The following is a 13,003-nucleotide window of genomic DNA, read 5'->3' as shown; positions in this document are numbered from 1 at the left end:
AAGTCAATCTAAAAATAAGAATTATCGCTTTTCTGATTTTACCTTTGAAAGTAAACCTGTGCTACTGCGGCTGGTTAAGTATTTCCTCCAATAAGCTTCAAAACAAGTAAAATCGGCTTTTTGGGGCGTTTTTCAGATTTCTACCCCTAAATAGGGGCGTAAACGTTCCACCGAACGGGGCAATCTGCTACCTTTGCAGGTGCTAGCGCACAACTTGTTATTTTTATAAATCTGCTACAGAGATGATCAAGCCCCCTCTTCCTGAAAACGAAGCCCAGCGGCTCAAGGCGCTGGAGCGCTATCAGATTCTGGACTCCTTGCCAGAAAAGAACTTTGATGATCTTACCATGATGGCATCGGCCATTTGCCAAACGCCCATCTCCCTCATTACCCTCATAGACGCCAACCGGCAGTGGTTTAAGTCGGTGCTGGGGGTGGAGGCGACCGAAACGCCCCGCGAGATCGCCTTCTGTGCGCATGCCATCAACGAGCCCGCCGCGCCCTTCATCATCCCAGACGCCACCAAAGACGCGCGCTTCCAGGACAATCCGTTTGTGACCGGTGACCCCAACGTGGTGTTCTATGCCGGGGTTGCCCTCAATTCGCCCGACGGGTATGCCCTGGGCACCATCTGCGTCATTGATTCTAAACCCAAGCAGTTGTCTGAGGCGCAGGTAGCGGCCCTGAAGGCCCTGGCCAACCAGGTGGTCAGTCTGCTGGAGTTGCGCAAGAAAAATCGCGAACTCACCCAGCTGAACCAGGAGGTGAGCCGGCTGAACACCAGCCTCTCGGAGTTCTCGTACCGGGTGTCGCATGACTTACGGGCGCCTCTGCGGGGCATCAACAACCTGGCCGAATGGCTGCTGGAGGAGCATGCCTCCGGGCTGAACGAGGACGGAGCCCAGTACGTGCGCCTGATCCACAAACGGTCATCCCAGTTGCAGCACCTGATAGACGGCATTTTGCTGTTCTCCAAGAACACCCACCTCTCTGCCGACCATCACCAGCCCGTGGACCTGAAGGAGCTGCTGGAGCAGGTGCTGGACCACTGTGAACTGCCCCCCAACTTCTCTGCCCGTTACCCGCAGGAGCCCCTGGTGGTGCATTCCTCGCGCATTGGGCTGTACCAGATCCTGCAGAACCTGGTCACCAACTCCATCAAATACAACGACAAACCCACCGGCGAACTCACCGTTGAGTACCAGCCCCTGGGCCAGGGCTTCAGGGTGAAGGTAACCGACAACGGCCCCGGCATACCAGCTGACCAGCGGGCGAAGGCGTTCCACCTTTTTGAGACCCTGGCCAGCAAGAAAGATCAGCCCAACGGCAGCATGGGCGTTGGCCTGGCCACCGTGCAGTCCATCACTACCAAACTGGGCGGTTCGGTCTCCATCACAGACCGGGAAGACGGCCAACCCGGCGCCTGCTTCCTGCTGGAGTTTGGGCAGTAGGAAAACAGCTCCCCCGGAGCATACCCCCATAAAACCTAAATCCGCAGCGCTTAAAAATAAGGAGCGATTCGGGGCAGATTTCCGGAAATCTGCTCTGAATCGCTCCTGGCTTGTTGGGGTTTCCTTACTTGGTCAAGGTGACGGCCTCTGGCAGGGTGATGGAGACGCTGGTGCCCTGGTTGGGCTTGCTTTCCATCTCTATGGTGCCGCCCATGCTCTCCACGTGGGTTTTTACCAGGAACAGGCCAATTCCCCTGCCCTTTTTGTTGACGTGGAACCGTTTGTACAGCTTAAAGATGTTGCCGCCGGCCTTCTCCATGTCAAAGCCAGAGCCGTTGTCGGTGAACAGGAGGCGGGCGCCGCCCTGGGCTAAGGTCTGGCAGGAAATGCTTATCCGCAGCGGGCGGTCCTCGGCCTTGTACTTGATGGCGTTGGAGAGCAGGTTGTAGAAGATGCTGTAGATGTACGCCCGGTTGGCCCGCACCTCTATGTCACAGTCTATGTTGATGCCCACCTTGCCGTTATGGCTGGACAGTGACTCCTGGAAGTACTGCACCACCTGCTCACACACCTCGTTCAGGCTCACCGTTTCAATGTCCTGCACGTCCTGCTTGTCGCGCACCGAAAGGATGAGATTAAGGTCGCGCAGCACGGTGTCAAGCTTGAAGATACTGGTCTTGAGGTAACTCAGCGAAGTATCATACTGGGCCGACTGCTTGTCTAGCTTGGTGAGCATGTCAGACAAGCCCATGGCGTTGGCCACCGGCGCCCTTAGGTTATGCGACACAATGTAGGTGAACTGCTGCAGATCGCGGTTCTGCTGGTACAGGTCGCGGGTCATTTGCAATTGCCTTTCTTCGGCTTCCTTGCGCAGGGTAATGTCTTTGAGAATGGCCACGTGCTGCAGAATAGTTCCTTCTTCGTTAAGGACCGGGGCAAAGTCAACCGATACCCACACCCGTTTCTGGTCTTTCCGCCAGGCGTTGAACAAGATGTTGAACGGCGCTCCCTGCTGCATCTTCTGCTCTATGGCCAGGGCGCTTTCCTGCTCGGCCTCGGGGCCGCACAGCAACTGCCGGGGGTTCATGCCCATGGTTTCTTCGTACGAGTACCCCAGAATGTGGGACAGGGCATCGTTCACCCACTCCACTTTGTGCTGGGCATCGGTGATGATGACCCCGTTGTTGATCTTGCTGGCCACCAATGACAGTTTCTCCAGCTCCCGTTGCACTTTTACCCGCTCGGTGGTATCAGTGAAGTACACCGAGAGGCCTTCTTCAGAGGGGAACGCCTTTACCTCAAACCACCGGCGAAAACGCTTCACAAAGGTTTCCAGGTAAAGGGCCTGCCCCGTGCGCATGGCCTGGTGGAACTGGCCATAGAAGCTTTCCTCGGCCAGCTCAGGGAACAGGCTCAGGAACGGCTTGCCCAGGCACTCTTCCCTTACCAACCCCAGAACGCGTTCGCATTCCTTGTTGATGAGCCTGAACCGCCAGGATTTGTCCAGCATAAAGAACGCATCTTTGATGCTTTCAAACACCGTGTTGAGGGTTTCTGCCTGTTTCTGGATGGTGGCGTGGGCCAGCCGCACATCGGTCACGTCTTTGGCGATGGAGTGCGCGCCCACCACTTCTCCGTCAATGCTCAGCGGAATCTTGGTGACGTTCAGGTAAAGGGGGTGCCTTTCTGGCAGCGGAATTTCCATGTCAAAATTCACTACGTTGCCTTGAAACGCTTCTTCCAGTTTGGCAAGGCACACCTGCCGTACCTCGGGCGGCAGAATATCGGCCAGGCTCCTGGAGACCACCTCCTCTTTGGTGAGGTTTAGATAGTTTAGGAAGCCCGGGTTGGCGTCCAGGATAATGCCCTCGCGGTTCTCGTAGATAACCTGGTCTGGGTTGTTGTCAAACAAAGACCGGAAGCGCCTTTCGCTCTGCTCCAGCCTTATGGTGGCCAGCTTTCGCTCCGTCACGTCGCGGGCACTGATCACCACGCCGTTCACGGCGGGATTGTGCAGCTGGTTACTGGCAATGGCCTCTACCCACACCCATTCTCCCTGGGCCGTTTTGTACCTGATGTCGGGCACCTGCACCACTTCGGTGGTCTTGAGGAGTTCCCAGGCCCTCTGCGTGGCGGCCATGTCATCTGGGTGCACCAACTCAAACACACTGAGGTTGATCAGCTGGTCGGGGGTATACCCCAGGGTGCGGCCCACCGATCCGCCCAGGTAGGTGTATTCCCCTTTCTCGTTCAGCAGGCTGAGCATGTCATAGCCGTGCTTCACCATGACCTGGTGCCACTCATCTTTCTGCTGCAGCTTCTGGCTGGCGGTGATCTGGTCTGAGGCATCCCGGCCCACACCGTAAAGAATGTTCTCCTCTTGGCTCCAGACCGCCGACCAGGAGATGGCCACATGGGCCCCGTTCTGGTGGATGTAGTGGTTGATGAAGTTCTTTACGGTCCCGTCCTGCAGTGCTTTTTGCAGGGTTTGCTGGGTCCTGGCCCTATCCTGGGGAGATATGAAGTCCAGGAAGTTCTGCCCCAGCAGATGGGCACTGGTATAGCCCAACGCTTCTTCACAAACCTCATTGATAAAGATGATCTTACCAGTGGCATCAATGGCGCAGAGCAAATCTGGTAATTTCCCCATTACCTTCTCTACCACCCTTTTCTCCCAATCTAATTCTACTTGCTTAGAATTCACCTGCTATCTCACTATTGTTCTAGCGCAAGTTACCACATTCAAGAATCATATAAATAGCATTATTATAATAACTCAAAAAGTCATTCATATTATTCAAGTGATTCTTATCTACTGCTCCATCAAGCATATAAATCATTTCAGGCGAAACTCTCTCCCCCACCCCGAACCAGGCCAATAAACCCGAAATAGAATATTATTTAGCCAAAACTCACCACAAGCCAGATAGACACCCCTTGCTATAATGATAGAATGGCAGCGTATTCACAGAAAAGCGACACAAGCAGTTGAAGAACCGGCCCGCGTCTGTTTGCGTCCCCTCTTTTAGGGCTACTTTTGCAAAAACAGGCCAAAAACCGGGTGGGAGCGGTTAAACAAGCAAACGCTGCCGCTAGCGCCTATGAATGTATTTACCCAACAAACCTAAAACGTACCCCCAGCGGTGAATACTTGCCAGGGCCAGGCAAAGGAAGCCAAAACTTGAGGAGTTGTAAGGAAGGTTCAGCAGGAGCAGCCGATGACCGTAAGCAGAAACAGCCTATGCGCAGTTCGCGTTGTCTCCTTTAAGGAAGGAACAGCAGGAAGGAGGTTTGCTGCCAAAAGCCGGAAAATGACAGGAAAACGGATTACAGGTCGGCTACTACCTTTTTGAAGTCCCGCTCGTTCAGGGGTTTGACCAGGCTGGTGGTAATGCCCAGGGAGCGCATTTGGTTCAGGTCAGAATCATTAGACGAGGTGGAGAGCACCACAATTTTGGTCACCGCCTGCTTGGCCATGGGCAGTTTCTTGTACTCTTCCAGAAACGAGAAGCCATCCAGCACGGGCATGTTAATGTCCAGCAAGATAAGGGCGGGAAAATCTTCGGGGCACTGCAGGTTCTGCAGGTACGCCAACCCCTCTAACCCGTTCAAGGCCACAAAGATTTGCTCGGCAATACCGGTTTCCTCAATAACGGTCTGATTGAGGAAATTGGTGATTTCATCGTCCTCTATCAGTAGAATCGACTTGATTTTTTTCACGCACTATCTATTTACCAGGGTTGGGGACCTTTTGTCTGGTAAAATAAAGGGAAAGCAATCAAAAATCAGGTATATGAAATGTAAGAATTTGTTTGAGAGGTAAAATTTTACCCTGTTCCGTTTTTCTGCCTCGGTTTAGCTGGAAAACAGCGCCCGCAAGGCGGGACTCTCCCAGAAAACAGGCGGACGCAGCCCCTAAAAGCCCGGATTGAGCCCTTTGCGGTTGGCGTACCTGCGCAGGACCAGGAAACCCGCCATTCCGCTCACCAACGACGCCATTAAGATGGCAAATTTGGCGTTGGTCTGGAACACCGGCTCCTGGAAGGAAAGCAAGGCGATAAAGATGGACATGGTAAAGCCAATACCGGCCAGCAAGCCTACCCCAAACATCTGCCCCCAGGAAACACCCGCGGGCAGGGCACTCAGGCGCATCCTCACCGAGAGCCACGACAGCAGCAGAATGCCCAGGGGCTTGCCCACCACCAGGCCCAGCAAGATACCCAGACCCAGGGAACTGAACAACCCCTCCACCATGCCCGCCTCAAACCTGATGTTGGTGTTGACAAAGGCAAAAATGGGCATGATGACAAAGTTGACCGGGTTCACAAGGGCGTGCTCCAGTTTCTCCAGCGGAGATTCCCTGGCGGTGTCGTTGGTGGGAATGGTAAGAGCGGTCAGTACTCCGGCCAGGGTGGCGTGTACCCCAGAATGATGGATGAAGTACCACATGAACACCCCGGGAACCAGGTAAAACAAAAGCGAGGTCACGCCAAAGCGGTTGAACGCAATGAGAAGCGCCATAATGCCCCCGGCGTACAGCAGGTAATTGAGGTGCAGGTCTGAGGAGTAAAAGATAGCGATGACCAGAATGGCCATTAAGTCGTCTACAATGGCCAGGGCCGTAAGGAAGATCTTGAGGCCAATGGGCAGGCGGCTGCCCAAAATGGAGAGAATGCCAATGGCGAACGCAATGTCTGTGGCCATGGGAATGCCCCAGCCGCTGGCCGTGGGCGTACCGGCGTTGATGGAAGCATAGATCAGGGCCGGGGCCATTACCCCGCCAATGGCGGCAAAGATGGGAAGTGCGGCTTGCCTGAACGAGGAAAGTTCCCCTTCCACCAGTTCGCGCTTTATCTCCAGCCCTACCAACAGAAAGAAAACCGCCATCAGGCCATCGTTCACCCAGAGCAGTACGGAATACCGCAGCCCTACCGCCTCAGACTCATACCCTACTTCCTGCGCCAGAAAACGCTCCAGGCCCTCGCCCAAGGGTGAGTTGGCCACCAGCAGGGACAAGGCCACGAAGAACATGAGCAGAAACCCGCCTGCCGAGGCAGACTTGAAAAAGGACCTGAATACACGGAGGTTGATGAGGCGATGGAGCATAGGTAAGAGGTTAGAGCACGCCAACCCTGAGGATTGGCTTTACAATTTTCAGAAAAACGGCCTGAGCAGATGGCTGGGCGACTTCAATCCCCTATACCCTTTTCTGGAACTTACTGTTGCGCAGCAAAGAAGCTGCCCTTGCGCCCGAGGGCGCTTCCCGTCCCAAACAGCCCATCCTTCGGTCTGCCGTAGGGCTCAGATGATTTTTCAAATCTTCTTAAAATAGGTATCTCTTTGCCCTAAAACCAAGTACATGGGAAGAAACACCCGCAGATCACAAAAACATCCAGGAATATGGCTACCTCTACTGGCAATCTTCCGGCTCAGTTTCTCCGCCAGCTGCCGTATGCGGCACAGGTGGACCTGCCCCACCTTGCGCCCGGGCTCCAGCAAGAGTTTTACCGCTTGTACCTAGCCAAGCAGAAATCGGTCCTGCTTGCCTATGGGCTGTGGGTTTTCTTTGGCTTGCACTACGCCTACGTGAACAAATGGGGCATCCAGTTCCTGTTCTGGATCACCGCCGGCGGACTGGGCGTATGGTGGTTCATTGACCTGTTCAGGATTCCGAAGATGGTGCGCCGGTACAACCACGCCCAGGCAATGCAGGTGCTGGCCACGTTGCGCAGGCCCCCGCACCTGTAGTGCAGCGCACCCGCGTTTTACGGCTTCTTTTACAAAAATGGCCCTGAATCAGATTTTTGTTCAAGGGAATGTTCTTTGATCAGCGGTTCTTTTTCTCCTGCTGCAACAGTTTGAGCAGCACGCCGTTGGTCCAGCCGAATCCGTCCTGGTTGGGGTACTCGCCCCCGCCCCCTTCGGCCCCGGGCTTTTCCACGTTATACTTCTCGGTGAGCTTGCCGCTTTGCTGGTACACCGCCCTGTTCTGCCTGACCCAGTTGGTGGCAATGGTCCTGGCCAGGGCGTTGTGCTTGTAGGCCCGCAAGCCCTGAATGGTCATCCACTGCAGGGGCGCCCAGCCGTTGGGGGCGTCCCACTGCTGCCCCGAGGTGGTTAGGGTGGTTACCACGCCGCCTGGCTTCAGAAAGTCCCGCTCCAGCCGCTGGGCCACCGCCTTGGCCTGCTCTTTGGTGGCCATGCAGAAAAACAAGGGAGCAACCGCCGCCAGGGTGGGAATGTTGGAGGTCTGCTGCCGGGTAAAGTCGTAGTCGTAGAAGAAGCCGTCCTGGGCGTTCCAGCAGTACTGGAGCAGGGCATTCTTGCGCCGGGCCGCCTTTTGCTGGAAAAGCTGCTCCTGCTCCAGGTTGCCCTGCAGCCGAGCCATCTCGGCCAGGGTGATCTCCATGTGGTAGAGCAGGGCGTTTAAGTCAACGGGCACCAGCTGCGTGGTCCTGATGGTCTGGAGGGTTTTCTGGTCCAGGAACCAGCGGGTGCTGAAATCCCAGCCCGACTCGGCGGCGGCCCTGATGTCGCGGTACACCTGCTCGGCCTGGCGGCCAGAGGCATGGGCCACCTCCACGTCTTCCTTGTAAGCCTCGGGGCGGGGCGAAGGGTCATCGTCCCAGTACCGGTTCAGGATGCTGCCGTCGGGCAGGCGCACCACCCGTCGGTAGGCCGGCGCCGCGGCAGAGAGGGTTTCCTGGCCATTCATCCAGAACGCGTACTCTTTCTGCAGGGCGGGTTCATATTTCTTCAGGATGGCTCTGCCTTTTTCCTGCGCCAGCACCCGCAGCATGAGGGCGTAAAAGGGCGGCTGCGAGCGGCTGATGTAATACGTTCGGTTGCCGTTGGGAATATGCCCCACCGTGTTGATGAGGTAGGTGAAGTTGTCTACCATGTTCTGGATCAGCTGCACCTGCCCGCTCTCTTGCAGGCCCAGCATGGTAAAATAACTGTCCCAGTAATAGATTTCGCGGAAGCGCCCCCCGGGCACCACGTACGCGTGCGGCAGGGTGATGAGCGAGCTTCCCTCTGGGATGGGCTGCCGGGTAAGCACGGGCCACAGCTTGTTGATGTGCCTTTCCACGGGCAGGGCAGCATCTGATCTAAACTCGGTGGCCGGCTCCGGCGGCAGGGTGAAGTGCCGCAGGACAAACGCCTTGAGGTCAAACCCGGGTTTGCCTTTTTCCCGGTCATAGGCCTGCAGAATCTCCTCCGGCGAAGAGTTGGGCAGGCAGTCGGGGAAGGTTTTGGAATCTGGGAAAACGGCTGCCAACTGCACTTGCCTGAACAGTTCGCCTAGTTGCTCATGTGGCCGGTACTGCGCCTGGGTGGCTGCGGCCCAAAGCCCAAGCAGCAGCACAACAAAAGAAACTTTGGCAGCGGCAGGCCAGCGGCGGTAACATGGGTGCTTCATGCAGAGAGGGAATTGCTTCAACCTCCTTCCTTACGCAGAAGCCGCCGCCGAAGGATACATTTCCCTGCTTTGAGGTTCTTGCCTGTTTTATCCCGTTTTCGGTAAAACGGCCTCAAAACCGTGGGAAATTACTCTCCCCCTCTTTCGCCAGTTCTTAACTGGAGTGCAGCAAGCGGTCAATGTCCTGTATTTTCCCGAACACCACCAGGATGTCACCGGCCTCAAAGACCGTTTCTGCTTTTACCACCCCCAAAACGGCAGGTTTATGGTGCACCCGCCCGAACAGGTTACGGGCCTCGCGGCTGCGCAGAATGGTCAGGACGTTCACCTGGTACTTGGCCCGGAAATTCGCTTCGGCAATGGTCATGCCTACGTACCGGTCTGGCACCTTCGCCTCAATGATGTTATAATCCTCGGTCAAATCAAAGGAATCAATTACTCCCCGCATTTCCAGGATTTTCGCCAGACGCTCGGCACTTTCCTGCTCAGGGCGGATGATCTGGTCCACGCCAATGGCCTCCAACACGGTCTGGTGCAGCGGAGAGATAGCCCGGCTCATCAGGCGTTTTACGCTTAATTGCTTGAAAATTGCGGTGGCCATCACCGAAGCCCCGAAATCTTCGCCAATGCCCACCACCACCACATCGGTATCAGCAGTGGGTAAGGTGGAGAGGGCCTGAAAATCACTGGCGTCCATGCAAATGGTATGGGTTACCCGGTCTTTGTAGGTTTCTACTTTGTGCATGTCCTTGTCTACTGCAATTACCTCATGCCCCATTTCGGTTAACTTGATGGAGAGCGAAGACCCAAAATATCCCAACCCAATGACAATGTAGCGCATAGCTTGATCTGTTACGTGATAATGATGGTTTCTTTAGGGTACCGGTAGCGCAACGTAGACACTTTCCGGAACAGCCCGATGATCAAGGTAAGGGTGCCTACCCTCCCCAGGAACATAGTTACGACCAGGACAACCTTGCTGGGCGCACTCAGCAGCCCGGTGATACCCACCGAAAGCCCAACGGTACTGAAGCCCGAAAAGCATTCAAAGGCAACCGCAGCCAGCCCCATTTCCGGATCAAATAAGGTAATCAGAAACACCGCCAACCCAATCACCAGCAAGGAAAGCATGATGATGGCAAATGCTTTGTACACCGATTCCTTTTCCAGTTCTCTTTTAAACACTTCCACCCTGTTCTTACCCCGCGCCAGGCTATAGATATTCAGGAACGCCACCGCAATGGTAGTGGTCTTGATCCCGCCGCCCATGGAAGCGGGGGAAGCGCCAATCCACATCAGCAGCAGGTACAGCAAAATGGTGGGTGCCGTGAGCGCCGCCATGTTTACGGTGTTGAAGCCCGCCGTTCTGGGCGTCACCGACCCAAAGAAGGCTCCCACAATCTTGCCCGGCAAACCATGCTCGGCCAGCGTGTTGTTGTACTCCAACAGAAAGTACACGACCATGCCTGCCGCCAGCAGAATCAGCGAGGTGATGGTCACCAGCAGGGTGTTCACGTTCAGGACCCGGGGCGTGTGCTTCCTGGGCTGGGTTGGAAGGAGGGTGTTCAACCAGGTAAGCGTTTTGTATCTGATGTACCGGTAAAGGTTGAACACAATAGGAAAGCCCAGCCCTCCCAGAATAATCAGAACGGCAATGATAATCTGTAAAGGGTAATTAAAACGCACGATAGGATCATACAGACCCAGCGATAAAGTAGAGAACCCTGCATTACACAACGCCGACACGGAATGGAATACCGCAAAGCTGAGCTTGTCAGGCATAACCTCGTCCGGAATACCCTGGATGACCCCATACAGCAGCAGGGCCCCTAACAATTCCAGCCCCAGGGTAAAGCTCACGATTTTGAAAAGGGTCTGGGTGATCTGCCCCAGATTGTCTTCGTTCAGCCAGTCTTTCATGTACAAAGAACTCTTGAGGGAAGCACCCTGGAAGAAAATGCCAAAGAAACTGGCGAAGGTCATAATTCCCAAGCCTCCTACCTGAATCAGGATAAGGATGATCACCTTTCCCGTAGGTGTGAATACAGTAGCCGTGTCTAGGGTGACAAGCCCTGTGACGCACACCGCGCTTGTGGCGGTAAACAGGGCATCAATGAAACGTATTCCCCTGAACGTAGCCTGAGGCAACAGCAGCAGCAACGTGCCCACCGCCACAAGGAACACAAAGCTCAGCACAAACAGTAAAGCGGGATGCACCGTGCCCCGGTAGAAAAGCAGGGTTTTCTTGGAGACTTCTATGAAGAAAACATAGAAGATGATAAAATGAAGAGGTTGCTCGCTGTCAAAGAACCGCAACAGGGTACTGGCGCTGGTCACTTTGTTCAGGAGCAGGAACCTGGCTATGAGTTCCACCAGCATAAAGGCCAGCAACAGCCCCTCAAAGATCAAAGACGGCCTTCGTACCTCCTGCTTGACAAGCACCAAAATTCTTATGCTTACCGCTGCTAAGACAATAAGAAAGAATACGTGGTAAAAGTAATGCAGCCATTGCCCCGCATCCCCCACCTGCTCGTATCCAATGTCATAGAGAAAAACCAATAGCCCCAGGCTGCTCAGGTACAGCAAGAACGCATCCAGGTAATCTACCGCCTTGGGGGTATTCCTGAGGGCAGCCTGTAGCGGCGAAATAGTACGGTGATGTTTTGGTTGGATCATGTTGCTTGGCCACGCCGGTCTCTTCACGTAGCTGAACGTCCTGATTGCCCCCGTTTACGAAACAAAAGCAAAGAAGCCGGAACATTTTCAGCCCACCAAAGTACTTAAAAAGCAAATGGAAACTACAAACCCAGACGATCATGGATACCTATAATCTGAAACCCGAGCACATGCGGGCTCCGGAACACCTGAACGAGAACGAGATACGGCAAAGCCTGCACGAACTGGACTCCAAGATAAAAGTATTGCAGGGCCGCGCCAATGCCACCACTGCAGACTCAAACAACACGTACCACAAGCACATTGCGGCCCTGGAGGCCAAGCGCGCGCTCATCGCCCAGAAACTGGACAACACCTCCGGCCATACCGAGAGCACCTGGCAGGACATTAAAAAAGGCCTGGACGACCTTACCGATGGCATCAAGAAGCTTTTCTAACCCTTTTTACAGGCGTTCCTAAGCGGGCATGTTCTCTCAGGGCAGGCCATGAAAGAGCCATTCCCAGATAAAAGGAAAGCGTTTAGGGGCTGTTTTGCTGAAAACAGCCCCTAAACGCTTTCTTATTGCACAAGGCGTTACGCACGCCCTCTGCCTTAATTTTTGGAATACTGCTCTGTGATGATGCTCAGAATGTCTGAGGTAAGCGGCTTGGAAAAGAAGTCGTTCACCTCAGACAAGGTGCGGGCGTGCATGATGTCGTTTTTGTCCACTGCCGAGGACAGCACGAAGAGCAGGCACTTCTGGGTGAACTCCGCGGGCAGCTTGCGATACTCCTCAATAAACTCCCAGCCGTCCATGCCCGGCATGTTTATGTCCAGGAAAATAATCTCGGGGAAATCCTGGGGGGCGTTCTGCACCAGGTGGTGCAGCGAGGTTAACGCTTCTTCTGCCCATAAATAACTGTTCACGGTGTCCGCAAACCCCTGACTCTTGATCACGCTTTCGCAAAGGAAGTTGTGGATCTCGTCATCATCAATCAAAAATACTTTCCGGTACTTAGTCATTTTTTAAGTGGTCCTTGAAAACACTCTACACGCGGTTCTTCCCGTTCCGGCGGTCTGCTTTTTCATTCAGCATCGTTCACCCCGGTTCGGGAACAAGTTCTTGTCGTTTTAGAATAAAGAGCGCCGAAATTAACACACGTAACGCTACTCCCCAATTTTTTAGGCCTATTTCAGCAAGATATTGCCGCCCGCCTACCTGTCTGCCTAAAATCCTTTTTTGATGACCTGTTTTTTAGCCGGAAAGCTTCTCTGGATCAGGCACCTGGTTTGCCCTTTGGCTGCTGGCCTGCCCTACGTTGTTGAGCGGTTGGTAAAACTGATAAGTTTCAGTTAGCTTCTGGAAGGCTTCAGATCTGCAAATTGCCTGCTTTCCTGGCCCTACAGCTTTTTCAACCTTCGCTGCTGCCGTTCTGCTGAGGCATGACACCGCTTAGGGCTTTACTCTTTACCACC

The 13,003-nt window shown here is 54.4% G+C and carries 10 protein-coding genes; 3 read left to right on the top strand and 7 right to left on the bottom strand.

Features of this window, described 5'->3' with window-relative positions; translation table 11 throughout:
• The first annotated feature begins 242 nt into the window (after positions 1–242).
• Positions 243–1,451, top strand: a complete 1,209-nt coding sequence (locus JT718_RS09585) for a sensor histidine kinase (RefSeq protein ID WP_205502107.1) — start codon at positions 243–245, stop codon at positions 1,449–1,451.
• Between the two features lie 124 nt (positions 1,452–1,575).
• Here JT718_RS09585 and JT718_RS09580 read toward each other — a convergent pair whose 3' ends face one another.
• The 3 genes from JT718_RS09580 to nhaA form a co-directional block, all read right to left on the bottom strand.
• Complete coding sequence (locus JT718_RS09580; RefSeq protein ID WP_205502105.1) at positions 1,576–4,155, bottom strand: PAS domain S-box protein; 2,580 nt, start codon at positions 4,153–4,155, stop codon at positions 1,576–1,578.
• A gap of 623 nt (positions 4,156–4,778) precedes the next feature.
• Entirely contained in the window at positions 4,779–5,171 is a 393-nt protein-coding gene (locus tag JT718_RS09575) for a response regulator (RefSeq protein WP_205502104.1), read from the bottom strand.
• Between the two features lie 195 nt (positions 5,172–5,366).
• Positions 5,367–6,557, bottom strand: a complete 1,191-nt coding sequence (nhaA, locus tag JT718_RS09570) for a Na+/H+ antiporter NhaA (protein ID WP_205502102.1) — start codon at positions 6,555–6,557, stop codon at positions 5,367–5,369.
• 294 nt (positions 6,558–6,851) lie between these two features.
• Between nhaA and JT718_RS09565 the strand changes: the two genes are divergently transcribed.
• Entirely contained in the window at positions 6,852–7,199 is a 348-nt protein-coding gene (locus tag JT718_RS09565) for a TM2 domain-containing protein (RefSeq protein ID WP_205502100.1), read from the top strand.
• Positions 7,200–7,278: 79 nt separating this feature from the next.
• Here the strand turns inward: JT718_RS09565 and treF are convergent, their stop codons facing one another.
• The 3 genes from treF to JT718_RS09550 form a co-directional block, all read right to left on the bottom strand.
• The gene (gene treF / locus JT718_RS09560; RefSeq protein WP_205502098.1) at positions 7,279–8,871 is read right to left on the bottom strand and encodes an alpha,alpha-trehalase TreF; all 1,593 of its coding nucleotides are present in this window, start codon (positions 8,869–8,871) and stop codon (positions 7,279–7,281) included.
• A gap of 154 nt (positions 8,872–9,025) precedes the next feature.
• The gene (locus tag JT718_RS09555) at positions 9,026–9,712 is read right to left on the bottom strand and encodes a potassium channel family protein (RefSeq protein WP_205502096.1); all 687 of its coding nucleotides are present in this window, start codon (positions 9,710–9,712) and stop codon (positions 9,026–9,028) included.
• 11 nt (positions 9,713–9,723) lie between these two features.
• Positions 9,724–11,547: a TrkH family potassium uptake protein gene (locus JT718_RS09550; RefSeq protein ID WP_205502094.1), complete on the bottom strand. Its 1,824-nt coding sequence runs from the start codon at positions 11,545–11,547 to the stop codon at positions 9,724–9,726.
• 140 nt (positions 11,548–11,687) lie between these two features.
• On the opposite strand from JT718_RS09550, the gene JT718_RS09545 reads away from it, so the two are divergent.
• Positions 11,688–11,984 carry a sll1863 family stress response protein gene (locus JT718_RS09545; RefSeq protein WP_205502092.1) on the top strand — a complete coding sequence of 99 codons (297 nt, stop codon included), beginning with the start codon at positions 11,688–11,690 and terminating at the stop codon, positions 11,982–11,984.
• A 155-nt stretch (positions 11,985–12,139) separates the two neighbouring features.
• Here JT718_RS09545 and JT718_RS09540 read toward each other — a convergent pair whose 3' ends face one another.
• Positions 12,140–12,550 (bottom strand): response regulator, encoded by a 411-nt coding sequence (locus JT718_RS09540; protein WP_205502090.1) that lies wholly within the window; start codon positions 12,548–12,550, stop codon positions 12,140–12,142.
• Positions 12,551–13,003: the final 453 nt, after the last annotated feature.

It is taken from the genome of Rufibacter psychrotolerans, assembly GCF_016924645.1.
Taxonomy (GTDB): Bacteria; Bacteroidota; Bacteroidia; order Cytophagales; family Hymenobacteraceae; genus Nibribacter; species Nibribacter psychrotolerans.
This window is presented reverse-complemented; position numbering and strand designations above follow the sequence as displayed.